This window comes from Streptomyces sp. NPDC055749 (assembly GCF_053617235.1).
In genome coordinates this window covers 12207-36888 of the sequence record NZ_JBSHFH010000057.1, presented here as the reverse complement: position 1 = coordinate 36888, position 24682 = coordinate 12207, and the positions used below count along the sequence as shown (strand labels likewise).

General features: G+C 70.8%; 24 protein-coding genes. 9 read left to right on the top strand and 15 right to left on the bottom strand.

Features of this window, described 5'->3' with window-relative positions; translation table 11 throughout:
- The first annotated feature begins 12 nt into the window (after positions 1 to 12).
- Complete coding sequence (locus ACWGO0_RS31110; RefSeq protein ID WP_453542520.1) at positions 13 to 1116, top strand: pectinesterase family protein; 1104 nt, start codon at positions 13 to 15, stop codon at positions 1114 to 1116.
- A gap of 125 nt (positions 1117 to 1241) precedes the next feature.
- Positions 1242 to 2591: an aminopeptidase gene (locus tag ACWGO0_RS31105; RefSeq protein ID WP_453542517.1), complete on the top strand. Its 1350-nt coding sequence runs from the start codon at positions 1242 to 1244 to the stop codon at positions 2589 to 2591.
- A gap of 10 nt (positions 2592 to 2601) precedes the next feature.
- Here ACWGO0_RS31105 and ACWGO0_RS31100 read toward each other — a convergent pair whose 3' ends face one another.
- From ACWGO0_RS31100 to ACWGO0_RS31090, 3 genes are read right to left on the bottom strand one after another with little or no spacing between them, the layout of a single operon-like run.
- Positions 2602 to 3309, bottom strand: a complete 708-nt coding sequence (locus ACWGO0_RS31100; protein WP_453542514.1) for a hypothetical protein — start codon at positions 3307 to 3309, stop codon at positions 2602 to 2604.
- Positions 3309 to 3875 carry a SigE family RNA polymerase sigma factor gene (locus tag ACWGO0_RS31095; protein ID WP_453542511.1) on the bottom strand — a complete coding sequence of 189 codons (567 nt, stop codon included), beginning with the start codon at positions 3873 to 3875 and terminating at the stop codon, positions 3309 to 3311. The genes ACWGO0_RS31100 and ACWGO0_RS31095 overlap by 1 nt, the downstream gene beginning before the upstream one ends.
- Before the next feature lie 42 nt (positions 3876 to 3917).
- The gene (locus ACWGO0_RS31090; RefSeq protein ID WP_453542561.1) at positions 3918 to 4538 is read right to left on the bottom strand and encodes a helix-turn-helix domain-containing protein; all 621 of its coding nucleotides are present in this window, start codon (positions 4536 to 4538) and stop codon (positions 3918 to 3920) included.
- Positions 4539 to 4956: 418 nt separating this feature from the next.
- On the opposite strand from ACWGO0_RS31090, the gene ACWGO0_RS31085 reads away from it, so the two are divergent.
- On the top strand, positions 4957 to 6408 hold the full coding sequence (locus tag ACWGO0_RS31085; RefSeq protein ID WP_453542508.1) for an NCS2 family permease: 1452 nt from the start codon (positions 4957 to 4959) through the stop codon (positions 6406 to 6408).
- 51 nt (positions 6409 to 6459) lie between these two features.
- Here the strand turns inward: ACWGO0_RS31085 and ACWGO0_RS31080 are convergent, their stop codons facing one another.
- From ACWGO0_RS31080 to ACWGO0_RS31055, 6 genes are all read right to left on the bottom strand, one after another.
- Positions 6460 to 7911, bottom strand: a complete 1452-nt coding sequence (locus ACWGO0_RS31080; protein WP_453542505.1) for a peptidoglycan D,D-transpeptidase FtsI family protein — start codon at positions 7909 to 7911, stop codon at positions 6460 to 6462.
- Between the two features lie 95 nt (positions 7912 to 8006).
- Entirely contained in the window at positions 8007 to 8663 is a 657-nt protein-coding gene (locus ACWGO0_RS31075) for a response regulator (RefSeq protein WP_453542503.1), read from the bottom strand.
- Positions 8660 to 9910: a sensor histidine kinase gene (locus ACWGO0_RS31070; RefSeq protein ID WP_453542500.1), complete on the bottom strand. Its 1251-nt coding sequence runs from the start codon at positions 9908 to 9910 to the stop codon at positions 8660 to 8662. Before ACWGO0_RS31070 ends, ACWGO0_RS31075 begins: the two co-directional genes overlap by 4 nt.
- Positions 9907 to 10938 carry a hypothetical protein gene (locus ACWGO0_RS31065; protein WP_453542497.1) on the bottom strand — a complete coding sequence of 344 codons (1032 nt, stop codon included), beginning with the start codon at positions 10936 to 10938 and terminating at the stop codon, positions 9907 to 9909. The genes ACWGO0_RS31070 and ACWGO0_RS31065 overlap by 4 nt, the downstream gene beginning before the upstream one ends.
- Before the next feature lie 100 nt (positions 10939 to 11038).
- Complete coding sequence (locus tag ACWGO0_RS31060) at positions 11039 to 11512, bottom strand: GNAT family N-acetyltransferase (RefSeq protein ID WP_453542494.1); 474 nt, start codon at positions 11510 to 11512, stop codon at positions 11039 to 11041.
- Positions 11513 to 11515: 3 nt separating this feature from the next.
- A complete protein-coding gene (locus ACWGO0_RS31055) occupies positions 11516 to 12286 on the bottom strand; it encodes an IclR family transcriptional regulator (protein WP_453542491.1) in 771 nt (256 codons plus the stop codon).
- Between the two features lie 187 nt (positions 12287 to 12473).
- Between ACWGO0_RS31055 and ACWGO0_RS31050 the strand changes: the two genes are divergently transcribed.
- Complete coding sequence (locus ACWGO0_RS31050; protein WP_453542488.1) at positions 12474 to 13994, top strand: aldehyde dehydrogenase (NADP(+)); 1521 nt, start codon at positions 12474 to 12476, stop codon at positions 13992 to 13994.
- A 101-nt stretch (positions 13995 to 14095) separates the two neighbouring features.
- Here the strand turns inward: ACWGO0_RS31050 and ACWGO0_RS31045 are convergent, their stop codons facing one another.
- On the bottom strand, positions 14096 to 15034 hold the full coding sequence (locus ACWGO0_RS31045) for a LysR family transcriptional regulator (protein WP_453542485.1): 939 nt from the start codon (positions 15032 to 15034) through the stop codon (positions 14096 to 14098).
- A gap of 128 nt (positions 15035 to 15162) precedes the next feature.
- On the opposite strand from ACWGO0_RS31045, the gene ACWGO0_RS31040 reads away from it, so the two are divergent.
- From ACWGO0_RS31040 to ACWGO0_RS31025, 4 genes are all read left to right on the top strand, one after another.
- Positions 15163 to 16071: a DMT family transporter gene (locus tag ACWGO0_RS31040; protein ID WP_453542482.1), complete on the top strand. Its 909-nt coding sequence runs from the start codon at positions 15163 to 15165 to the stop codon at positions 16069 to 16071.
- Positions 16072 to 16148: 77 nt separating this feature from the next.
- Positions 16149 to 16652: an N-acetyltransferase family protein gene (locus ACWGO0_RS31035; protein ID WP_453542479.1), complete on the top strand. Its 504-nt coding sequence runs from the start codon at positions 16149 to 16151 to the stop codon at positions 16650 to 16652.
- A 47-nt stretch (positions 16653 to 16699) separates the two neighbouring features.
- Complete coding sequence (locus ACWGO0_RS31030; protein ID WP_453542476.1) at positions 16700 to 17428, top strand: DsbA family oxidoreductase; 729 nt, start codon at positions 16700 to 16702, stop codon at positions 17426 to 17428.
- A gap of 92 nt (positions 17429 to 17520) precedes the next feature.
- Positions 17521 to 18582, top strand: coding sequence for an aminotransferase class V-fold PLP-dependent enzyme (locus ACWGO0_RS31025; RefSeq protein ID WP_453542474.1), 1062 nt, complete (start codon positions 17521 to 17523; stop codon positions 18580 to 18582).
- Between the two features lie 27 nt (positions 18583 to 18609).
- Here ACWGO0_RS31025 and ACWGO0_RS31020 read toward each other — a convergent pair whose 3' ends face one another.
- Positions 18610 to 19149, bottom strand: a complete 540-nt coding sequence (locus ACWGO0_RS31020) for a MarR family winged helix-turn-helix transcriptional regulator (RefSeq protein ID WP_453542471.1) — start codon at positions 19147 to 19149, stop codon at positions 18610 to 18612.
- Positions 19150 to 19329: 180 nt separating this feature from the next.
- Here ACWGO0_RS31020 and ACWGO0_RS31015 point away from each other — a divergent pair, with 180 nt between their 5' ends.
- The gene (locus ACWGO0_RS31015; RefSeq protein ID WP_453542468.1) at positions 19330 to 20397 is read left to right on the top strand and encodes an alkene reductase; all 1068 of its coding nucleotides are present in this window, start codon (positions 19330 to 19332) and stop codon (positions 20395 to 20397) included.
- A 16-nt stretch (positions 20398 to 20413) separates the two neighbouring features.
- Here the strand turns inward: ACWGO0_RS31015 and ACWGO0_RS31010 are convergent, their stop codons facing one another.
- The 4 genes from ACWGO0_RS31010 to ACWGO0_RS30995 are packed head-to-tail and all read right to left on the bottom strand — an operon-like array spanning position 20414 to position 24584.
- Positions 20414 to 21448, bottom strand: a complete 1035-nt coding sequence (locus ACWGO0_RS31010) for a LacI family DNA-binding transcriptional regulator (RefSeq protein WP_453542465.1) — start codon at positions 21446 to 21448, stop codon at positions 20414 to 20416.
- Between the two features lie 42 nt (positions 21449 to 21490).
- Positions 21491 to 22348 (bottom strand): carbohydrate ABC transporter permease, encoded by an 858-nt coding sequence (locus ACWGO0_RS31005; protein ID WP_453542463.1) that lies wholly within the window; start codon positions 22346 to 22348, stop codon positions 21491 to 21493.
- Entirely contained in the window at positions 22345 to 23271 is a 927-nt protein-coding gene (locus ACWGO0_RS31000) for a carbohydrate ABC transporter permease (protein WP_453542460.1), read from the bottom strand. Before ACWGO0_RS31000 ends, ACWGO0_RS31005 begins: the two co-directional genes overlap by 4 nt.
- Positions 23268 to 24584, bottom strand: coding sequence for an ABC transporter substrate-binding protein (locus ACWGO0_RS30995; RefSeq protein WP_453542457.1), 1317 nt, complete (start codon positions 24582 to 24584; stop codon positions 23268 to 23270). The genes ACWGO0_RS31000 and ACWGO0_RS30995 overlap by 4 nt, the downstream gene beginning before the upstream one ends.
- Positions 24585 to 24682 lie beyond the last annotated feature (98 nt).

Sequence of the window (24682 nt, the reverse complement as noted above, 5' to 3'; positions counted from 1 at the left end):
GGTACCTCCCGCATGACCTCGTACGTCCCCCTCGCCCGCCGCTCCTTCCTCGCGGGCGCACTCGCCACCGCCGGACTCGCCCTCGCTCCCCGGGCGCACGCCGGGGGAGCGGCCCCCTTCGGGCGGTACGGATCGCCGTCCGCCCGCCTCACCGAGCGGACCCTGTACGTCGATCCGCTCGGCCGGGGCGACCACACCACCGTCCAGGCCGCCGTCGACGCGGCCTCCGACACCGGCGCCACCCTCGTCCTGGCCCCTGCCGAGTACCGCGAGACCGTCACGGTCACCGAGGCGCGCGCCGGCCTCACGCTGATCGGCGCGAGTGAGAACCCGCGCGACACGGTCATCGTGTACGACAACGCGGCGGGCACCCCCAGGCCCGACGGCACCGGCACCTACGGGACCAGCGGATCGGCCACCACCACCGTCAGGGCCGCCGGCTTCACCGCCCACCGGATCACCTTCGCCAACGACTGGCTGCGCGCGGACCATCCGGAGATCTCCGGTACCCAGGCCGTGGCCATCAAGGTCATGGGCGACCGCTCGGCCTTCCACCACTGCCGCTTCCTCGGCCACCAGGACACCCTGTACTCCGACACGCTCTCGCTGTCCGTCTTCGCCCGGCACTACTTCTCGCACTGCTACGCCGAGGGAGACGTCGACTTCGTCTTCGGCCGTGCGACGACCGTCTTCGAGCACTGCCGCTTCCACGCCCTGGACCGGGACGTCGACTTCACGCCGAAGGGCATGTACTTCGCCCCTTCCACCGCCCGCGCCAACCCGTACGGCTATCTGGCGGTGCGCTCCCGCTTCACCAGCGGCGCCGAGGACGCGGCGTACAAGCTGGCCAGACCGTGGGTGCCCAGCTCGGACCCCACCGCCCGGCCCTCCCTCGTCGTACGCGATTCCGTCATCGGCCCGGGGACGGACGCCACCGCCCCGTACACCAACATGGCATCCGGATACCCGTGGCAGGACCAGCGCTTCGCCGAGTACGCCAACACCGGCCCGGGAGCCCGCGTCACGGTCCCCGAGAACCGTCCTCAGCTCACGCGCGAACAGGCGGGGCTGCACACCCGCGCCGCGTATTTGGGGGACTGGCACCCGTACTCCTGACCCCGGTAAGGCGCGCGAAAGTCCAAGAGTTCCCCCTGTCGCGGGTGATCACAGGGAAACGATCACCGCGTACTGTGCTGCGCGGCTCATCCGTCACTCAACACCCGTTACGAGGGGGACTCTTCGTGCGCAAGATCGCTACCACCGCGCTTGTCTTCGCCGGTGTCATATCCGCGGCCACCGCCGTGCCCGCCACCGCCGCACCGGGCAGCGAGACACCCTCCGCTCCCGCCTCCTCCTCCTCCGTGCAGAGCACCGACATCCGGGAGCAGTTGGAGAGGACCCCCGGTCTGACCGTCACCTCGGTCGCCGACAAGGGTGGATATCCCCTCTACTCGCTCACGATCACTCAGCCCGTCGATCACACCGACCCGGCCCGCGGCACCTTCGAGCAGCGCTTCACGCTCTGGCACAAGGACGCGGCCAGACCGATGGTCCACTACACCGGCGGCTACGGACTCTCCTCCAGCACGCGTGAGATCACGAACATCCTCGACGCCAACCAGGTCAGCGTCGAGCACCGCTACTTCAACGTCTCACGCCCGGCCACGTACGACTGGGACGACGTCACCGTCTGGCAGGAGGCCAGCGACGAGCACGCCATCGTCGAGGCGCTGAAGCCGATCTACCGGGCCAAGTGGCTGGGCACGGGCGCCAGCAAGGGCGGCATGACCCAGACGTACCACGAGCGCTACTACCCGCAGGACCTGGACGCCGTCGTCGCGTACGTCGCACCCAACGACGCCAACAACCGTGACGACAGCGGATACGAGAACTTCTTCGCCACCGTCGGCACCCCGGAATGCCGGGCAGCCCTCGACGCCGTACAGCGCGAGATGCTGGTGCGGCGCGAAGCCATGCTGCCGAGGTTCGAGGCCACGAGCCGCGAGGAGGGATACACCTTCGACTACCTCGGCGGCGCGGACCGCGCCTTCGAGTTCTCCGTACTCGACCAGGTGTGGAACTTCTGGCAGAGCGGCAGCTACGTCAACTGCCCCGCCATCCCCGACGCGAAGACGGCCGGTGACGACGAGCTGTACGCCTGGTCGCTCGCCAACGGTCTTTCGATCTACTCCGACCAGGGCCAGGGCGCCGAGGGCAGCGGACCGTACTACCGGCAGGCCGCCTCCCAGCTCGGCTGGGCCGACCTGAAGTTCAAGCACCTCAAGGACGTACGCAACTACCCGGACATCTACCAGCCGAACTCCGTCCTGCCCTCGGACATGGAGACCTCCTACGACGGCCGGGCGATGCGCGACGTCGACAGCTGGGTGAAGACGCGCGGTGAGCGGATGATGTTCGTCTACGGCCAGAACGACCCGTGGAGCGCCGAACGCTTCAAGCCGAGCAAGAACGACTCGCACCTCTACGTGGCGCCCAACACCAACCACGGCGCGCTGATCTCCAAGCTGACGCCCGAGGAGCGGGACGAGGCGACGGCCACCGTGAAGCGCTGGGCCGCCCCCTCCTCCTGACCCCGGCAGGTCAGTGGGCGGGGGCGAAGTCCCCGCCCACCACGACCTGTTGACCGGCGGCTCGGGCGCGGGCCGTGTAGTCGTCGTCCGAGGCGTCCCGGGCGCCCTCGGCGTGGTTGTACTGGCCCGCGAACGTGTGCGTGCCGACGGGCACGGTACGTCCCGGCTTCAGCGTCCAGCGGTAGACGAGGAAGCCGCTCTCCTCCCGCGCCGAGACGGCGAAGTCCTGCGCCGGGAGGGACCGCCAGGACCCGGTGGTGTTCACCCCGCCCGTCAGCGCGATCCGCAGCTCGACGGTGAGCGCCGCGAGCGGATCCCCGGTCCTCACCGTCACCTCGCTCTGCGCCCAGTAGCGGTTGCTGTGCGGGTCCACCGAACTGTCCGACCGCAGGGGTCCGGCCTCGGCCGGCAGAGCGCTGCCCCGCTCGGACGCACCGGCTGTCGAAGCGGACGGTGCCGGCGGCCCCGCCACCCGCTGCCCGCCCCCGTCTTCGCGGACCGCGGAGGTGACCGCGAGCGTGCCGACGGCGAGCACTCCGCATACCGCGACCGTCGCGCCCACGACCCGAAGCCACGGCATCGGAGCACCGGCGGGGCGAGGCGCCCGTCCCGGGGGCTCCTGTGCCATCCCGCGCTCCACCCGGGCCAGCATCCGTTCCCTGTCGGGCCGGTGCGCCAGCGCCGCGTCCCGAAGCCGGCCCCGCAGCTCGTCGTCCATCAGTTCCTTCCTTCGCCGCGCTGCGCGCCGACGGCCGCCCGCACCTGCTCGGCGCCGCCCTGCGGGCCGAGCAGTCGCTGCAGCTCCGCGACGCCGCGCGAGGTCTGGCTCTTCACCGTGCCGACGGATATCCCGAGGACCAGTGAGGTGTCCCGCTCGGACAGGTCGAAGGCGTGCCGCAGCACCACACACGCCCGTTTGCGGAACGGCAGCCTGCGCAGCGCTCCCTGCACATCGACGACCGCGGGCACATCGGGATCGTCCACCGCGTACCCGTCCCCGCGCGGCGCCCAGAACAGGGCGATCCTGCGGCGCTCCCGCACCGCGCCGCGAATCCGGGTGCGGGCCAGATTCGCGACGACCCCGCGCGCGTACGCCACCGGGTGGTCGGCGGCCCTGACCCGGTCCCACCGGTGCCACAGCGCCATCAGCGCATCCGCGGCCAGATCGTCCGCGGCATCGGCCTCACCGGTCAACAGGTGCGCCAGCCGGGCCAGTTCGGCGTAGTGCGCCTCGAAGAACTCATGGAACTCGGCGGCAGCGGCATCGTCGGCCGATGTGCCCACGGGTACCTCCCTCTTCGGTCGAATCCTCGCACCCGCCGACGCTCAACGGGCGGGCGGGAACTTCGACCAGAAGTGGTCCAGGATCTCTTCCAGGTAGCGCAGACCCGCCTCGCCCGATGCGGACGAGCCGCCGGCCCTGCTCAGGGTCGCCGTCATCAGAGCCTGGTACTCCTGGTGCATCTCGCGCAACGGGCCGGACAGTTCGCGGCGGTCCGCGGACAGCAGCCGGGCGATCGAGCGGGTGTGGGCCTGCCAGCGAGTGCCGACGGCGTCGTGCAGCAACTGCGTCAGTTCCCCGTCCAGGCCGGTCACGGTGATGAAGTCACGAGGATTCAGCGCGAGGGCCGCCCCGAGCGCCGCGGACTGGCGGCTGGTGCCGGTCCATTCCCCGGTCGACTCCATCTGCTGGTAGGCGTGCACATCCAGGCCCGTGGCGCGAGCCATGTCCTCGACGGCGAGCCCGCGCGCGAGGCGGTGCTCCCGCAAGGTCCGAGGGGCCCCGATCAGCTCGCTCGGCGCGCACCACAACGCCCCTGCCAGTGCGGCGAGTTCGGGAGCGGAGGGGAGGGCTGTGCCGCGTTCCCAGGCGCTGATGTGATCCGAGGTGATGTGGGTCATCCCGTAGGAGGCACGCATGCCGTGGGCCACGTGCCCGGGAGCCATTCCCAGGCTTTCGCGCAGCACCCGCGCGGCGCGCGAGTTGAAGGGGGGTGCTGGTTCGGCTGAGGGGGGATGATGCACCGCCACAGGCTAGGCGGTGAACGCCGCATGTGCGATCGCACGTATGGCCAGTTTCCGGATTTCATGTGAATGCGTTCACTGGACTCTGTAGGAAACGACAAGGCGAGGTGCTGGAGTGCGGTATCCCGTAACGCTCCGACCGCCTGAACCGGCCGCGCCCGCACGGGAATTTATGAATCGCACGCGCGTATGATCCGCACACGCCTGCCGCGTCTGTGTTCGTTTCCGACGCCCGCCGTGCGGCAATCGGCGTATCCCACAAGGGTGTCGACACCTCCGTGCCGTACGACGGCGCAGGGATGCGGGCCCTCGCACCTCATCCGTGAACACAGGAGAAACCATGCAGACCAGCGCGACCGGCAAGGCGGATGCCAGACCGCCCGCCGTGGGATCCGGATCGGCGGTGGACCGCTTCTTCCGCATAACGGAGCGCGGTTCGACGTACGCGACGGAGATACGCGGCGGCTTCGCCACGTTCTTCACGATGGCGTACATCCTCGTCCTCAACCCGATCATCCTGGGCAGCGCCAAGGACAAGTTCGGCGACCAGCTCGACGCGGTCCAGCTCGTCACGGCCACGGCTCTGGTGGCCGCCGTGATGACAGTGATCATGGGTGTGGGCGGCAATCTGCCGCTGGCCCTGGCGGCCGGACTCGGGCTCAACGCCGTCGTCGCCTTCCAGATCGCGCCGCTCATGAGCTGGGACGACGCGATGGGTCTCATCGTGCTCGAGGGCCTGCTGATCTGCGTGCTCGTCCTGACGGGTCTGCGAGAGGCGGTCATGCACGCCATTCCGCAGCCGCTCAAGCAGGCCATCAGCGTCGGCATCGGCCTGTTCATCGCCTTCATCGGCTTCGTCGACGCCGGATTCGTCACGCGCATCCCGGATGTCGCCGGGACCACCGTGCCGGTCCAGCTCGGCACCGGCACGCTGAGCGGCTGGCCCATGCTGGTCTTCTGCGCCGGACTGCTCCTGACGATCGTGCTGCTCGCGCGCAAGGTCAAGGGCGCGATCCTCATCAGCATCGTCCTGATGACCGTGGTCGCCGTGGCGGTCAACGAGCTCGCCGACGTCAAGTCCTGGGGTCTGACCGTGCCCCAGGTGCCTGACAAGATCGTCGCCTCGCCGGACTTCGGGCTCCTCGGCAACTTCGACCTGTTCGGCGCCTTCGGGCAGGTGAGCGTGCTGACTGTGGTGCTCCTCGTCTTCACCCTGATCCTGTCGGACTTCTTCGACACCATGGGCACCGTCGTCGGCGTCACGGCCGAGGCCGGACTGCTCGACGAGCGTGGCCAGGTCCCGGGCCTCGGCCGGGTGCTGCTCATCGACGGCGCGGCCGCCGTAGCGGGCGGCGCGGCCTCCGCCTCCTCCGCCACGACCTACATCGAGTCCGCCGCGGGCGTCGGCGAGGGCGCGCGCACCGGATTCTCCAACCTGGTCACCGGCGGCCTGTTCGCGCTCGCCCTCTTCCTTACACCGGTCCTGACCATGGTGCCGATGCAGGCAGCGGCGCCGGCACTGGTCGCGGTCGGCTTCCTGATGATGACCCAGGTCAAGCACATCGACTGGGACCGTTTCGATGTGGCCATCCCGGCCTTCCTCACCATCGCCGTGATGCCGTTCACGTACTCCATCACCAACGGCATCGGCGCCGGCTTCATCGCGTACGTCGTCATCAAGGCGTGCCTCGGCAAGGCGCGCGAGGTGCACTGGCTCCTGTGGGGCACCTCGGCCCTGTTCGCGCTCTACTTCGCGATCGACCCGATCGAGCAGCTGCTCGGCGTGAAGTAGGACCGGGCCCGGCACCGCCCACCCATGGGCGGTGCCGGACCCCCCCGCCGCTCAGCCCTTCAGCGCCGCCTTCATCATCTTCTGGGCGATCGGAGCGGCAAGACCGTTGCCGCTGACCTCGGACCGGGCCGAGCCCGAGTCCTCGACGACCACGGCCACCGCGACCGACTTCCCGGTGGACCTGTCCTTCGCGTACGAGGTGAACCAGGCGTACGGGGTGTTGCGGTTCTCCACCCCGTTCTGCGCGGTGCCCGTCTTGCCGCCGACCTCGGCGCCCGCGATCCTGGCGTTCGTGCCGGTGCCCTCGTCGACGACGGTGACCATCGCACTGCGCAACTGCTCAGCCGTCGACTCCGACACGACCCGCTCGGTGTCCCCGTCGGGGAACTCCTCCAGCGTGCCGCCGTCGGAGTCCGTCACCTTCGAGACCATGTGCGGGGCCGCCAGCTCGCCACCGTTGGCGAGGGCGGCGGAGACCATCGCCATCTGCATCGGGGTGGCGGTCACCTCGAACTGGCCGATGCCCGTCAGCGCCGTCTGGGCCTTGTCCATGCCGGTCGGGTAGACGCTCTCCGAGGCCCGCACCGGTACGTCCAGGTCCTTGGTGCCGAAACCGAAACGGTCCGCCATCGCCTTCACCTTGTCCTGGCCGAGATCCGCGGCGGCCTTGGCGAACACGGTGTTGCAGGAGTACTTGAGCGCGGTGCGCAGGGTGGCGTCCTCGCAGGGGGCCGCGGAGTTCTCGTTCTTCAGGACCGTGGTGGTCCCGGGCAGGGTGTACGGGACCGGGCTGTCCGTCGGCTCGTCGACCGAGCCGTACAGACCGTCCTCCAGCGCCGCCGCGGCGACCACCAGCTTGAACGTCGAGCCCGGGGCGAGAGACTGCCGCAGCGCCCGGTTGACGAGCGGCTTGTCCTTGTCGTCCAGCAGCTTCTGCCAGGCGTCGCCGTCCGCCGTCCCGCTGATGTCGGAGGGGTCGTACGAGGGGGAGGAGACCATGCCCAGGATCCGGCCCGTCTCCGGGTCCATCGCGACGGCGGCGCCCATGTCGTCGCCCAGTGCCTCGTAGGCGGCCTTCTGGACGTCCGGGTCGATCGTCGTCAGCACACTGCCCGGCGTGGTCTGCCTGCCGGTGATCACATCGGCGGGGTTCTTCAGCCGGTCGTCGGTTCCGTCGAGGACATCGCTGTAGATGCCTTCGAGCTGGGTGGCGCCGTACGCCTGGGAGCTGTAGCCGGTGACGGACGCGTACAGCTCGCCCTGCTCGTACGTGCGCTTGTACTGAAGGTCGCCGCCGCTCGTCCTTTTCGATCCGGTGACCGGGGAACCGGCCACGATGATGTCACCGAGCGGCTGCGCGTACTGCGCGATGGTGTTCCGCCGGTTGTGTTCGTCGTCTGCGAGCGCCCGGGCCTCGTACGCCTGCACCCAGGTCGCCCGCACCAGCAGGGCGAGAACCATCAGCAGACAGAAGACCGAAGCGCGCCTGATCGTCTTGTTCATACTGCTGGGGGGACGAGCGGGGACGTGCGGGGCGTTCCCGTCTGTGCCCCTTCTCACCCTTTTCTCACCCGTCGCTCACGGGCTGGCGCGGCCGGTCAGCCGGGGGTGATGAACCCCGACTCGTACGCCGCGATCACCGCCTGTGTACGGTCCCGGGCACCCGTCTTCGCGAGCACGGCCGCCACATGGCTCTTCGCCGTCGCCGCCCCCACCCCCAGCCGTCCGGCGATCTCCGCGTTGCTCAGGCCGGCCGCCATCAGCCGCAGCACCTCCGCCTCCCGGTCGGTGAGCCGCGCCACCCAGGGCGCGGCCGGCGCCTGCCGACCGCCGTACCGGTCCGCGAGACTCCGTACGGCCGCGGGGAACAGCAGCGAGTCGCTGCGGGCGACCAGCCGCACCGCCTGGACCAGCTCCTCGGCCGCGGCCCGCTTCAGCAGAAAGCCCGCGGCTCCGGCGCGCAGCGCCTCGTACACGTAGGAGTCGTTCTCGAAGGTGGTGACGACGACGATCCGCGGGGGCGGGTCGAGCGTGCCGAGGATCTGCTCGGTGGCCCGGATTCCGTCGATCTCCGGCATCCGGACGTCCATGAGCACCACATCGGGGCGCAGCTCCCGCACCACCGACACCGCTTCGGCGCCGGTGGCGGCCTCGCCGACGACCTCCAGGCCGTCCTCGGCGTCCAGGATCACGCGCAGCGCCGTACGGACCATGCGCTCGTCGTCGGCGACCACGATCCGGACCTTCTCGCTCATCTGCTCTCCTTTTCGGGTCGGTGGCCGGGGAGGCGGGCGGTCAGCCGCCACACCCCTCCTTCGCTCGGCCCGGCCTCGGCAGAGCCGCCGAGCAGCATGGCCCGTTCCTCGATGCCGCGCAGCCCGCGGCCTCCTCCGGGCCGCACCACCGGCGGCCGTTCGGGCAGCGGGTTCTCCATCGTGATCTCCACGCCTTCGTCGCGCACCGCGATACGCAGTTCCACCGGAGCGCCGCCCCCGCCGTGCCGCAGCGCGTTGCTCAGCCCCTCCTGCACGATCCTGTACGCCTCCCTGGACACCGGCTCCGTGACCGCGCCGGGGTCGCCCTGCGCCACGTACGAGACGGGGACCCCGCAGTGCGCCAGCAGACCGTCGAGCGCGTCGAGACCGGGACCCGCCGCACCCTCCGCGCCGTCCTCCCCCTGCCGCAACAGGCCGAGCACGGAGTCGAGTTCACCGACCGTGCGCCGGGTGGTCTCCTCGATGGCGGTCAGTGCCTCCCGTACGAACTCCACATCGCTGTCCAGGACCCTGCGTGCCGCTCCGGCCTGGAGGGTGACCGCGCTGAGCGCATGGCCGACGGAGTCGTGCAGTTCCCGGGCGAGCCGGTTGCGTACCGCCAGATCTGCGGCCCGGCGCTCGGCGGCGGCCAGCCGGTCGTCGGGCGTCGGACCCAGCAGCGCCGGAGCCCTCCGGGCCAGCAGCGCCCCGGCCGCCGCCGCGCAGCCCGCCATCGCGGCCAGCAGCGCGAGGCCGACGGCCGGAGCCAGGGCCAGGAACCACGGTCGGTCCAGCGCCTCGGGCAGCCGGAGTGCCTGGGAGGTGCGCACCGTCGCGAAGAAGGGCGCCACCATCACGGCCACCGCGTACGGCGTCAGTGCCAGCGTCAGCCCGCTGATGATGCCGCCGAGTCCCAGGTGCAGCGTGTACCAGCCGGCCGCCCGGAGCTTCGCCTGCCGGGTCCTGGCCGGCCCGTCGGCGAGCAGGTCCGCGCGGACGCCGCACAGGGCGCGGGCCGCCGCGACCGACAGGGGGCGTACGAGCGGGAAGAAGCCGGTGACCGCTGCCATCGGCAGGGCGATCGCGAACGAGGTCAGCTGGGCGGCGGGGGAGGTGAAGAGGTCGCTGTCCCCGCTGTACGAGCCGACGATCACCGAGCCGACGAGGAAGTACGGCATGAGCAGAGCGCCGCCGATGATCAGGTGCAGCCAGCGCAGCCGGGCCCGCCGCCCGATGAGCAGGGTCACCGGCCCCGGCCGGACGGCCGCGCCACCGCGGCGGCCCGCTCGGCGAAGAAGTACGCACCCTGGGTGACGACCAGCGCTCCGACCAGCATCTGCACAGCGTAGAGGAGGACCATGCCGGTGGTCGGCTGGTCGCCGATCTCCTGTACCTCGGTCAGTGAGGCGATGCTCATCCAGCCGCCCCAGCAGGCCAGCGCCCCCGAACCGCCCCAGGCCAGGGCGAGCGGCACCCACAGGGGGAGCTTTCCGCGGCGGCGGAAGGCGAGCAGCAGCACCCCGGTGACGGTCGCGGCGACGAACAGCACGTCGACCGCCTGGAGCGCGTAGAAGCCGCTGGTGCGCTCGTCGACCCGGGTCGTGTTGAGAGCGGCCGTGCCACCGGCGGCCCACACCACATGCATCGTGCCGGGCATCAGGGCGAGCACCGCCGCCACCACGGCGCCGAGACGCAGGACGGGGGTGGTGGGACCGTCCTGGAGGTCACGCAGGGCGCCCTGCCAGAGATGGCCCCAGCGGTCCCTGGCGTAGAGGACGAACAGCGTGCCGAGCGTGAGCCCCTGGACGATGAAGCCGGTGTAGACGACGCCGAAGACCCAGTCGTCGAGGAAGGCGCGCCGCCCGGCGTTCGCGGTCGACGGTGTCCCGCCGCCGAGGAGCCCGACCAGGAGCTGAACCGGGAAGCCGGTCATGATCGGCAGGAGCAGCCCGGTCGCGACCCACATCGGCAGAGCCATCAGCCAGGCGGGGACGCGCATCCCGCGGGCCTGGGTGAGGAGCAGGGCGATCAGGACGACCGATCCGTCCATCAGCATGGTCGCGCCATTGGCGACGATCATCGTGGTGCGCTGGTCGAGCAGCGAGCTGCCGTCCGGGATGCCCACGTGACTGCCCGCGATCCAGGCGGTCTTGAGCGTGAGGTAGGGCAGACAGGACGCGATCGCGATGTTCCTGAGCACGGTGCGGGCGCGGCCGGGGCCGGCGGGTGGTGCGACCGGGGACTGGGGGCGGGATTCGAGCGGTGTCTTCGTCATGACACCCACGCTTCCGCGCCTGGCGCACGGGCACGTCGTGCCCCGTGACGATCCGTCTCCGCCGCGCGGCGGAGACGGCCCTCGTTCCCCGAGATCCCGCTCAGGTGTCCAGGGTCAGCAGCAGCTCGGCGATTTCCTCGCCGCGTGCCTGGGCGAAGCCCCGGTCCCGGCCCGTCACGACGAACCCGCACTTCTGCAGGACCCGGGCCGAGCCGACGTTGTCGGCGGCGGCCCGTGCGTGCAGCGGACGTTCGGGCACGAGGTCGAGCAGCGAGCGCAGCGCGGCGGTCGCGAGACCGCGCCCCCAGTGCGCCCGGTCGATCCAGTACGTGACCTGGCGGTCGTCCGGCGGCCCGTACACCCCGGTGTTGCCCACCACCACGCCGTCGGCGAGCACGGTCCGCATCAGTATGTGCTCGGCCGCGCGGATCCGGGCCCAGTGGGCGTCGAACGCGGCCCGGTCGGTGGGGTCCTCGCTGGTGAAGGCCGCGACCCGGGTCGCCTCGGGGTCACTCATGTACGAGAAGAAGAGGGGCAGGTCCCCGTCCCGCACCTCGCGCAGTGTCACGTCCATGGGTCAGAGCCTCCGCGTCGCGAGGGTCAGCCGGTCGCGGGCGTCGAACAGGGCGTCCTTGACCATCTGCTCGTGCGCGGGGGTGAGCCGGGCCACCGGGACCGAGCAGCTGATCGCGTCACGGGCGGGGGTCCGGTAGGGGATCGCGACGCCGAAGCAGCGAAGCCCGAGGGTGTTCTCCTCGCGGTCCACCGCGTAACCCTGCTCCCGGATGACGTGCAGCTCCTCGATGAGCTTCTCGCGGTCGGTGAGGGTGTGTTCGGTCAGCGCGGGCAGCGTCTCGGGGAGCATCTTGCGGACCTGCTCGTCGCTGTGGGTGGCCAGCAGCGCCTTGCCGAGCGAGGTGGAGTGCGCGGGCAGCCTGCGGCCGACGCGGGTGAAGGGGCGCAGATAGTGCTGGGACTGCCGGGTGGCGAGATAGACGACGTTCGTCCCGTCGAGGCGGGCGAGGTGGATGGTCTCCGTGGTGTCGTCGGAGAGCCGGTCCAGGGTGGGGCGGGCCGCGGCGACGACCTCGTCCCCGTCGATGTACGAGGTGCCGACGAGCAGGGCCCGTACGCCGATCCCGTACCGCGTGCCCGTGGCGTCCGTCTCCACCCAGCCGAGCTCTACGAGCGTCCGCAGCAGCATGTAGAGGCTGGACTTGGGGTAGCCGACGGCCTCCTGCACGGAGGCCAGCGAGTGCATACCGGGGCGCCCCGCGAAGTATTCGAGCAGCTCAACCGTCCGTACCGCGGACTTGACCTGCGCCCCACCAGACTCGGCAACCGACATGCCCTACGCCCCTTCCAGCCTTCACACCAAAACCCTGCGACTTCTTGGACCCGTGTTCTTGGACCCGCGACTTCTTGCCAACACTGATCGCCCGGAAATAGAGTCCCCATAAGTTCACGACCAGGAACGCTGTTCAGAATACCGAACAACTCGTGGTTGTGCGGCAGAGGAGCGGGAAGGAAACACGGTGGCAGCAGCACCAGTCTGGAGCGTCGACCCCCGAACCGGGAACCCGCGTGAGCAGGTTGCGGTGGAGGCTACAGCGGAGGAGGTCGACCGAGCGGTCCGGGCCGCCCACGCCGTACGCGGCTCGCTCGCCGACCGCACGGTGCGCGCCGCGTTCCTGCGTACCGCCGCCGACCTGCTCGCCGATGTGGGGGAGCACGTCATCGAGGCCGCCGACGCCGAGACGGCGCTCGGCCCGACCCGGCTCACGGGTGAACTCGCCCGCACGGCAGCCCAGTTGAGGGCGTTCGCCGAGGTCGTCGAGGAAGGCGCCTTCCTCGACATCCACATCGACCACGAGGACGCGACCCGGACCCCGCCCTGGCCCGACCTGCGCCGCTACAAGATCCCGCTCGGTGTCGTCGCCGTCTACGCGGCCAGCAACTTCCCGCTCGCCTTCTCCGTCCCCGGCGGCGACACCGCCAGCGCCCTCGCCGCGGGCTGCCCCGTCGTCGTCAAGGCGCACCCGGACCACCCCGCCACCTCCGAACTCTGCGCCTCCGTACTGCGCAGGGCCGCGGCGCAGCACGGTCTGCCCGAGGACGTGGTGACCCTGGTGCACGGCTTCGACGCGGGCGTCGAGCTGATCAAGCACCCGCTCGTCGCCGCGGCCGGCTTCACCGGCTCGATCCGCGGCGGACGCGCCCTGTTCGACGCGGCGGCGGCCCGGCCCACCCCGATCCCGTTCCACGGCGAGCTCGGCTCCCTCAACCCCGTGGTCGTCACCGAAGCCGCAGCCGCCGAGCGCGGCGAGCAGATCGGGGCGGGGCTCGCGGGGTCGATGACCCTGGGCGCGGGACAGTTCTGCACGAAGCCCGGCTTCGTCCTCGTCCCGGCAGGCGGGACGGGCGACCAACTGCTGAAGTCCCTGACCGACGTGGTCAGCGACAGCGGGTCCGCGGTCATGCTCGACCACCGTATGCGCGACGCTTTCGTCGAGGGCGTACGTGAACGGGCCGGACTCCCGGACGTGACGGCCCCCGTCACCCCCGGCGCCGGCAGCGAACACACCGTCTCCGCGGGCTTCCTGACCGTACCGGCGCAGCGACTGGCCGCCGACGGCCCGCACGACGCGCTGCTGGAGGAGTGCTTCGGCCCGGTCACCGTCGTCGCCCGCTACGAGAACGAGGACGAGATCACCGCGGTCCTCTCCCGCCTCCCGGGCAACCTCACCGCCACGCTCCAGACGGCCACCGAGGAGACCGACGAGAGCGCCGCACGGCTGCTCGCCGCGCTCACCCCGCTGGCCGGACGCGTCCTGGTCAACGGCTGGTCGACCGGCGTCGCCGTCGCCCCCGCCCAGCACCACGGCGGCCCGTACCCGGCGACCACCTCGACCTCCACCTCGGTCGGCGCGACGGCGATCGAACGCTGGGTGCGCCCGGTCACGTACCAGACGACGCCCGACGCCCTGCTCCCCCCGGAACTCCGCGAGGCCAACCCGCTGGGCCTGCCCCGCCGCGTGGACGGACACCGCGAGTAGCTGCCCCCACCCTCCGGCCCCGGCCGGAGGGTGGAACGGCTCCATGAGTCGGACATCGTTCCTCCAGTACGGGACGCTGCTCACCGCCGCGGCCATGATCCTCAGCTACGCCTGAACGGCACGTCACCGCGCCGGCGGTCGGTCGCACCGGCCGCCGCGGTCCGCAGCGCGTCGAGCATTCCGCGCAGTGCCGGCTGTCCGGCCGGGGCCGACTCCCGTACCGCCGCATAGATCGACCTGACCGGCTCCGGGGCCCGGACCGTGCGCACGGCCACGGCGGGGTGGCGGTTGCCGAGGCCCAGTTCCGGGATCAGGGCGATGCCGAGCCCGGCGGCCACGAACGCCTGCGCCGTGGCGTGGTCCTCGCTCTCCACCACGAAACCCGGGCTGAAGCCGGCCGATGCGCAGGCATCGAGCACCGGGTCAAGGCAGGGGCCCGGACGGTCGCTGCTGATCCACGCCTCGTCGGCGAGCTCGGTCAGCTCGATCTCCGGCTTCGCGGCGAGCCGGTGGTCCTCGGGCAGTACGGCGAGATACCTGTCGTCGAGCAGGGGGACGAACCGGATCCCGTCGACGGACAGCTGGTTCCGCGGCCGGACCACCAGGGCGATGTCGGCGCGGCCCTCCTTCACCTCCGGCAGCGGGTCCTCGGGGTCGCTCATCTTCAGGTCGACCTGTACGCCGGGCTGCTCGCGGCGCAGCCGTGCCAGCGCCGGTGCCACCAGGGTGGCCCCCGCCGTGGCGAAGTAGCGGACCACGACACGGCCCGTGCGCCCGGCCCGCAGATCGGCCAGCGCGGTCTCCGCCTCGGCGACGTGATGGCCGATGACGGTCGCGTACTCGTTGAGCAGCCGGCCGGCATCCGTCGGCCGTACGCCCCGTCCCGTCCGTTCGAGGAGGGTGATCCCGGCCTCCTTCTCCAGGGTCGCCATCTGCTGGCTGACCGCCGAGGGGGTGTAGCCGAGGTTCCGGGCCGCGGCGGTGACCGACCCGCTGGTGATCACCGCTCGCAGAATCTGCATGCGCCGCATATCAAGCATGTAGCCCAGCTTAATGCTGCATGCAAACTTTTTCGCTTGTCTTACGACCGGCGCCGGGGCACTGTACAGATCCGGACCCCGTCGGGAGGCGCACAGTGCTCAGTGGCCAACGAGGAGCCCTCATCCGCATGGCTGTCCTGGCCCTGCTGTGGGGCTCAGGCTTTCTCTGGATCAAGATCGCCCTGAACGGCGGTCTGCCCCCGCTCCACATCACCGTCATCCGCTGCGCGCTCGGCGCGGCCGTCCTGCTCGTGCTCGCCTGCTCGGCCGGTCAGCGTTTCCCGCGCGACCGCAGGACATGGGGGCACCTCGTCGTGGCGGCGTTCCTCTGCAACGCCCTGCCGTTCTTCCTCTTCAGCGTCGGCGAGCAGACCGTCGACTCCGGCGTGGCCGGCGTCCTCAACGCGACAACACCCCTGTGGTCCATGGGCATCGGTCTCGTACTCGGTACGGAACGCGGCTGGCACCCGGTCCGCCTGACCGGCCTCCTCCTCGGCTTCGCCGGGGTGCTGCTCATCTTCGCCCCCTGGCAGCAGAGCGGTCTGACCAGCTGGGGCGCGCTGCTCCTGCTGGCCGCCGCCATGAGTTACGCCGTCGCCTTCGCCTACATGGCCCGCCATCTCATCGGCCGGGGGACCGGGCCGCTCGCCCTCTCGGCGGCCCAGCTCATCGCAGCGACGGGCCTGACCACGCTCGCTCTCCCCGCAGGCCCCCCGGCCCCGACGGATGCCACGCTCACGGCGGTGATCGCCGTCGTCGTGCTGGGCATCCTCGGCACGGGCGTCACCTTCCACCTGAACTCCCGGCTCATCGCCGACGAGGGCCCCACCGCCGCTGCCACCGTCGGCTATCTGCTGCCCGTCGTCTCGGTGGTCCTGGGGGCCGTCGTCCTCGACGAGCGGCTGAGCGCCCGCGTCATCGCGGGCCTGGCCGTGGTGCTCATCGGCGTCGGCCTGACCCGCAGCCACCAGCCCGGGGGCCCGGCCGGCGGAGCCGGGGCCGCCGCGCCGCGCAGCATCGGATCCACCACCGGATGAACGGACCCGGCGGCGGATCACCAGGTCCAGCGCCCGGCCGCGGCAACCGCCGACCGGAACCACGCGTCCCTCCCACCATGATCAGAACCGCTACGCCGGCCGACCTCGACGCCATCGTCCGGCTGCACACCGAAGCCCGCGCCACCTACTACCGCGACCACCTTCCCGCCGAGGAGTACGAGGGGGTGGCCGAGGTCGCCCGCAGTCGGGAAGGCTGGGCCCGGGCCGTCGAGCGGTCCGATGTCACCGTCCTCTGCGCCGAGCGGGACGGCGTTGTCGTCGGCATCGCTGCCTTCGCCGTACGCGACGGAGTCATGGACCTCACCCAGCTCCACGTCTCGCCCTCCCAGTGGCGTACGGGCATAGGCACCGCCCTCCACGCCGCGTGCACCGACGCCTGGCGGAGTGCCGGAGTGCGGGCCGCCCGGCTGGAGGTCTTCGTCCACAACACCCGCGCGCAGGCCTTCTACGCGCGCCACGGCTGGGCCCCCGACCCGGACGGGCCACGTGCGGGCAGCCATCTGGTGCTCCGCTTCGACGTGGGGAATCAGCCCGAGCCGTTGAATGTTGAACGGGGGTAGCGGAGGGTCCCTCCGAAGTGCCCGAGATCCTGGAGAGAAGAAGAGACATGCGCGTCGAGATCTGGAGCGACATCGCCTGCCCGTGGTGCTACATCGGAAAGGCCCGCTTCGAGAAGGGCCTGGCCGGCTTCGCGCACCGCGACGAGGTCGAGGTGGTGCACCGTTCCTTCGAGCTCGACCCGGGACGGGCCAAGGGCGACACCGCGCAGGTGATCGACATGCTGGCCCAGAAGTACGGGCGTACGCGGGAAGAGGCCAAGGCCATGGAGGCCAATGTCGCGGCCAACGCGCAGTCGGAGGGGCTCGGCTACCGCACCGAGGGGCGCGACCACGGCAGCACCTTCGACATCCACCGGCTGCTCCACCTGGCCAAGGCGCGCGGACGGCAGGACGAGCTGCTGAACCTCGCTTACCGCGCGAACTTCGCCGAGGAGCGCTCGGTCTTCGACTCGGACGTGCTGGTGGACCTCGCCGTCGAGGCGGGGCTCGGCGAGGACGAGGTCCGCGCGGTGCTCGCCGACCCTCGCGCGTACGCGGACGAGGTCCGGGCCGATGAGCGCGAGGCGTCCGAGCTGGGTGCCAACGGTGTGCCGTTCTTCGTGCTCGACCGCCGGTACGGAATCTCCGGCGGCCAGCCGTCCGAGGTGTTCCTCCAGGCGCTGGAGCAGGCGTGGAAGGACCGCCCCGTCACCGCGCTCACCGCGCTCGGAGACGACGCGGCGGCCTGCGGCCCCGAGGGGGCGTGCGAGGTTCCGGCGGCCGGCAGTGCCACCTGACCGCACCCGACCTGCGCTGATAAGCGTTGCTTAGGGGCACCCCTCGACTTTGGGTAATTGACTATGAGTTGAGGGGGCTCCAGGGTGGGCGTATGGAGATCTCTTCGCTGTCACGCGCCGTGCACGCCGAGTTCGCGCCGGAGACCACGTACCTGAACACCTCCACCTGTGGGCTGCTGCCCCGCCGCACCGTCGCGGCGGTGACGGCGCTCGCCGAGGGCAGTGCCTCGGGCCGCAGGACCGGCTCGGGTGACGCCGACCTCGTGGACGCGGCCAGGGCCGGGTTCGCGCGGCTGGCCGGTGTCGGCTCCGACCGGGTCGCCGTCGGCGGCTCGGTCGCCGTGCATGTCGGGCTGATCGCGGCCTCGCTGCCCGCAGGGGCCGAAATCCTCTTCCCCGAGGGCGAGTTCAGCTCGGTCGTCAGCCCGTTCGCGCTCCGCGGTGATCTCGAGGTGCGCTACGTTCCGCTGGAGGGGCTGGCCGACGCGGTGCGGCCCGGCACCGCGCTCGTCGCCTTCTCCTCGGTGCAGTCCGCCGACGGCAGGATCGCCGATCTGGACGCGGTGCGGGCGGCGGCAGGCGCCCACGGCGCCCGTACCCTGCTCGATGCCTCGCAGTCCGCGGGCTGGCTTCCGCTGGACGCCGGGACCTACGACTACACCGTCACCGGAGCCTTCAAGTTCCTGCTCTGCCCGCGGGGTACGTCGTTCCTCACCGTCACCGAGGAGGCCCAGGAGACCCTGCCGCCCCTCTTCGCCGGAATGGCCGCAGCGGAGGACCCCTGGGGCAGTACGTACGGGGCGGTCACCCGGCTCGCGCCCGACGCCCGGCGCTTCGACGCACCGCCCGCGTTCCTGTCGTACCACGGGGCCGAGCGCTCTCTCGCCCTGCTGAGGGAGGTCGGCGTCGACGCAATCCACGCCCACGTCACCGCGATCGCGGACCGGTTCCGGTCGGGCCTGGCGGGGCTGGGGCACGACGTCGTCCCGAGCGGGTCGGCGATCGTCGCCGTGCCAGGACTCGGCGACCGTGAGCCGGAGCTTGCGCGGGCCGGGGTGATGGTCTCCAACCGGGCCGGGAATCTGCGGGCGGCCTTCCACCTCTACAACACCGAGGCGGATGTGGACCGGGCGCTGGACGTGCTGAGCGGCTGACGCTCCAGAGGCTCAGGTCCGCTAGCCTCAGGTCCGCTCGGGGCAGTCCGCCGTCTCCTGGCAGAGGTTCTCCTCGACCTTGGCCAGCAGCCTGGCGAACTCCGTGCGCTCGGCGGGGTCAAGACCCACGAGGGTGTGCTCCTCCAGCGTCCCCCACGCGGCCCGTACGTCGGAGAGCAGCGCGCAGCTGTCGTCCGTGGCCTCGACCAGGACGGCCCGGCGGTCGTCCGGGTCGGGGCTGCGGCGGACGTGCCCCGTCTGTTCGAGGCGCTGGAGCATCTTCGTGACCGTGGACGGGTCGAGGTCCACGGCCTTGATCAGGGCCGACTGGCGCACGGCCCCGGAGTCCCACAGGTGCATCATCAGATGCTCCTGACCGGGATAGAGGCCGGCCCCCTTGAGCAGCTTGCCCGCCGCGATCCGGTGCAGCCGCGCGACCCGCGAGAGGGCATGACTGACCGGCCCACGACGGGCTGCTTCGGGCAGCAGGCCCTCCGTACAGGCGGGATCGGGCAGCGGGCCGTCGGTACAGGCCGGATCGGTGGCGGCTGCGGAATCGGCCTTCATCGGGACTCCTCGGGGTGGCGCTCGGGGTGCTGCGCGGGGTGGTGCAGGGCCGGATCGTGTCGTTCCGGGCCGCTTACCGGAAACTTTACCTTGGTCGGCCAAGTATTGCGCTACAGTGGCGAACGGCGCGATTACTTGGCCGACCCAATATTGGTCGGCCACATATTTCCGGGAGCTTTCATGACCACCGTGTTCGACCCCATCGACCTTGCCGGTACGCAGCTCGCCAACCGCATCGCCATGGCTCCGATGACCCGCAGCCGGGCCGGTGAGGGCGGCACGGCAACCGATCTCACCGTCGAGTACTACACGCAGCGGGCCTCGGCCGGGCTGATCATCACCGAGGGCATCCAGCCCTCGCCCGTGGGCCAGGGCTACCCCTTCACGCCCGGGCTGCACAACGCCGAGCAGGTCGCCTCCTGGCGCAAGGTCACCGAATCCGTCCACGCGGCCGGCGGCCGGATCTTCGCCCAGCTCATGCATTCGGGCCGGATCGGCCACCCGGTGCTGCTCCCCGACGGGCTGGTGCCGGTGGGCCCGTCCCCGGTCGCCGCTGTCGGCCAGGTATACACGCACGTGGGCCCCAAGGACTTCGTGGAGCCCCGCGAGCTGACCGATGCGGAGATCCGGGAGACCATCGCGGACTTCGCCGCCGCGGCCCGTAACGCCGTCGAGGCAGGTTTCGACGGCGTCGAGCTGCACGGTGCCAACGGCTATCTGATCCACCAGTTCCTCGCGCCCGGCACGAACCTGCGCGAGGACGAGTGGGGCGGCTCCGATGAGGCCCGTATCCGCTTCGCCGTCGAGGTCGTCAAGGCCGTCGTCGCCGAGATCGGCGCGGAGCGGACCGCGCTGCGGATCTCGCCCTCCAACCCGTACAACGGCATCGAGGAGCCCGCGCCGGACGCCGTCTACACCGCGCTGGTCCGCGAGATCGAGCCGCTCGGCCTCGCCTACCTGCACGTGCTGGAAGGCGTGGACATCCGCGAGCTGACCCTCGCGCTGCGCAAGCAGTTCACCGGCACCTTCGTCCTCAACGCGCTGACCGAGGGGCCGACCGGCCCCGACGACCACACGGTGATCGACGACGGGATCGCGGACGTCATCTCCTACGGCGCCCTGTTCCTCGCCAACCCGGACCTGCCGGCCCGGCTGAAGGCCGGCGGCCCCTTCAATACCCCCGACGCCTCGACCTTCTTCGGCGGGGACGCGAAGGGATACACGGACTACGCGGCGCTCGACGCCTAGGACGCGGGGGCGGGCGCTACGCCGAATCCCGGCGCACCAGCTCCGTGGGGAGTATCACCGCCGCCGGGTCCTCACCGCCGATCTGGGCCAGCAGCACCCGTACCATCTCGGCGCTGATCCGGTCCCACGGCTGACGGATCGTCGTCAGCGCCGGGCGGGACGCGAGTGCCGCGGGGGAGTCGTCGAAGCCGCCCACGGCCACATCCTCCGGCACCCGCCGCCCCGCCTTCTCCAGTGCGGCGAGCACCCCCTGTGCCATCAGGTCGGACGCCACGAACACCGCGTCCACATCGGGGGCCCGCTCCAGGAGCAGCGAGGCGGCGGCCTGGCCGCCCGCCCGGCTGTAGTCGCCCGGGACGATCAGCGAGTCGTCGGCCGGCAGTCCGCAGTCGGCGATCATCTCGCGGTAGCCCGCGAGCCGTTCCACCCCGCCCGGGGTGTCCAGGGGGCCGCTCACCGTACCGATGCGGCGGCGCCCCGACTCGTACAGGAACCGCACCATGTCGCGGGCGCCGTCGCGGTCGGCCGCCGCCACATAGCTCACCTTCGAGCCGTGCCCGAGCGGCTTCCCGCAGGCCACCAGGGGTACTCCCGCCTCGTGCAACTGGGCGGAGACCGGGTCCCCGGAGTGGCTGGAGACCAGCAGGACACCGTCCACATGACCGGCGATGTACCGCATGTTCCTGCGGCGCTCCGCCTCCGTGCCCGCGATCATCAGCAGCAGCGGAATGTCGTGCGCGGCCAGCGCGGTGGTGCAGCCGCGCAGCAGTACGTTGAAATTCGGGTCCTCGAAGAACCGCTCCTGGGGCTCGGTCAGCAGGAACGCCACAGAGTCGGACCGGCCGGTGATCAGCGAGCGGGCATGCCGGTTGACGGTGTACCCGGTCTTACGGATCGCGGAGTTGACCGCGTCCAGGGCGGCGGGGCTGACGTTGTGACCGCCGTTGAGCACCCGGGAGACCGTGCCACGGGAGACCCCGGCCTCCCGTGCGACATCGTGGATCGTCGGCGGGCGGCGGCGTCCCGTGCCGTTCTGTTCTGTGCGGCTCATGGTGCATGATCTTTCGTCAAATGAAGCCCTGTTGAGGAGCTGTCAGGACTTTACGGCGCCGGAGAGCAGGTCGAGGCTCCAGAACCGCTGGATGACCAGGAACAGGGCGATCAGCGGAATGATCGCCAGTACCGCCCCGGTGATCACCAGCGTGTAGAGCGCCGGGGTGCTCGCGCCCTGCTGGAGAAGGGTGAAGAGACCGAGCGTCACCGGGAACTTCTCGTCGTCGCCGAGCATGATGTAGGGCAGCAGGAAGTTGTTCCAGACCGCCACGAACTGGAACAGGAAGACCGTCACGAGCCCCGGCAGCATCATCGGCAGCGCGATCGTCCGGAAGATCCGCCACTCGCCGCCGCCGTCCATCCGCCCGGCCTCGATCACATCGGCGGGCACCGCGGCGCTCGCGTAGATCCGGGCGAGATAGACGCCGTACGGGGAGAGGATCACCGGCAGCAGCACCGAGAGGTACGAGTCGGTCAGGTCGGCCTCGGCCAGCAGCAGGTACTGCGGTACGGCGAGGATCACCGGAGGCATCAGCACCCCGGCCATGAGGATGTTGAAGATGCTCTCGCGCCCCCGGAAGCGGTACACGGCCAGCGCGTACCCCGAGACCGCGGACACCGCCGTGGACAGCAGGGCGCCCACCCCGGAGTAGAAGGCCGAGTTGGCCATCCAATTCCAGTACACCCCGTCCCGGTACGCCGACAGATCGGCGACGTTGTCGGCGAGGCCGGTGCCCGGCAGGAAGGTGAAGGTGGAGAAGAGCTCGCTGCCGGACTTGGTCGACGCGACCAGCACCCAGGCCACGGGCAGCAGGCAATACAGGGCGCCGAACAGCAGCGCGGCCGTCGGGACGAGCGGGAACCGGCGGGGGCCGGTGGCGAGGGGCTGCGTACTCATCGGGAATCTCCCTGCTTCGTACGGGAGTTGGCTGCGCGGAGGAAGCCGAAGGAAAGGGCCAGGGTGGCCACGGCGATGATGACCGCCTGCGCCGCGGCCGCGTAGATGTCGTTGTTGACGAACGCGTCCTGGTAGACCTTCATCAGCGGACTCCACGTGGTGGAGAGCGAGTTCGTCAGCGGCTTCAGGGTCGTCGGCTCGCTGAACACCTGGAGCGTGGCGATGATCGAGAAGAAGAACGTCAGCACCAGCGAGGGCGCCACCATCGGGATCTTGATGCGGAGCGCGATCTGCAGCTGCGAGCAGCCGTCGAGACGCGCCGCCTCGAACACCTCCACCGGGATCGCCCGCAGCGAGGTGTAGATCACGATCATGTTGAAGCCGGTGCCGCCCCACACCGCGATATTGGCCAGGGCGAGATACAGCGGCCCGCCGTCGAGCAGATCGGGCTGCGGCAGCCCCGCCTTGTCCAGCAGGTAGTAGAACGGGCTGACGTCCGGCAGATACAGGAAGCCCCACATCAGCGCGGCGACGACGCCCGGAATCGCGTACGGGAGGAAGATCGCCAGCCTGGAGAAGCCCCGGAGACGGATCCGCTCGGTGTCCAGGAGCAGCGCGAACAGCAGGGCGAGGCCGAGCATCACGGGGACGACGATCACGCCGTACCCGAGGATGCGCAGCGCTCCGTGCAGCAGCTCGGAGTCGGTGAGCGCGTCGGTGTAGTTGGCGAGACCGGCCCAGATCTCGGTGCGTGCGCCCTTGCCCAGACCGAGGCCCGAGACCTCGGTCCTGCGGAAGCTGAGGTAGAGCGCGTAGCCGATGGGCAGGGCGAAGAAGAGCAGGAAGAGCAGGGTGGCGGGGATCAGGAACGCGTACGGGGCGCTCTTGACCCCGTACGGCGTCCTGCGGCGTGCGCGTGTCACTCGGAGACTCCGAAGCCCTGCTTCTTGAGGTCGGCGACGGTCGCGTCCTGCATGGCGGTCAGGGCCGCTCCGAAGCCGGACCTGTTCTTGGCGGCCTGTGCGAAGTTGTCCTTGAAGGCGGTGTACGCGACGTTCACGTTCGGGCCCCAGGCGGCCGGGGCCGTGCCCTTGGCGATCTCGGCGGCCGCGGCGTAGAAGTCCGGCTGGTTGGGGAAGAAGCCCGGCGCCTGGGAGAGCGTGCCGCCGGTCTGCGCGGCCGTGGCCGCCGGGTAGATGCCGCTCTCCTTCACCAGGGCGGCGAGGGCCGTCTCATCCGTGTTCAGCCACTTCGCGAAGGTCGCGGCGGCCGCCTTGTGCTTGGAGTCGTTGGTGACGGCGGTGGAGGAGCCGCCCCAGCTGCCCGTGGCGTTCTGCCCGGCCGTCCACTGGGGGAGGGGGGCCATGGCCCACTTGCCCTTGGTGTCGGGGGCCGCCGTGGTCAGGGTGCCGGGCGCCCAGACCGCGCTGACCCAGGCGACCTGCTTGCCGGTGTTGAGCGCCTTGTTCCAGGCCGGGGTGTACATCGGCTGGTTGTCGATGGCGCCCTCCTCGACCAGCCCGCCCCAGAAGTCGGCGACCTTCCGCGTGGCCGGGTCGTCGATCGCGACCTTCCACTTGTCGTCGCCGGTGGTCCACCACTGGGCGCCGGCCTGCTGGGCGAGACCGGCGAAGAGGCCGGAGTCGTTGGACGAGAACGTGGTGAGGTCCTTGTCCGGCGCCTTCTTCTTCAGCGCGCGGGCCGTCTCGGCGAACTCGTCCCAGGTCGTCGGCACCGACAGGCCGTACTGCTTGAACAGGTCCTGGCGGTAGTAGAACATCAGCGGGCCCGAGTCCTGCGGCAGCGCGTACAGGGCGTCCGAGCCCAGCGTCACCTGCTGCCAGACGCCCTCGGCGAACTCGCCCTCGGCGTCACCGGCCTCCTTGGATATGTCGGCCAGCACATCGTTGGAGACCAGGGTGGGGAGCGCCTGGTACTCGGCCTGGACCAGGTCGGGGGCCTTGTGCGCCTTGGCCGCCGTGATGATCTTGGTGACCAGGTCGTCGCCCGAAGCCTGCTTCTTCACCGTGACCGTGATGCCGGTCTTCTTGCCCTCGCCCGCGTTCCAGATGTCCGCGACCTTGTCCAGGCCGGGCGCCCACGCCCAGTAGGTGAGCTCGGCCGGGCCGGAGGCGGCCGGGGTGCCGCCGTCCTTGTCCGACGAGCCGCAGCCCGAGAGCAGAGCGGTGGCGGCGAGCACGGTGGCCGTGGACGCCGCGGCGATGCGGTACTTCATGGATTTCTCCCCTGGCGAGAAAGCGGGCTGCAGCGACGACGTGCGCTGTGAGCGTTCACAGTAGAGAAACGAAACCGACACTTGTCAATGGTTGTTGC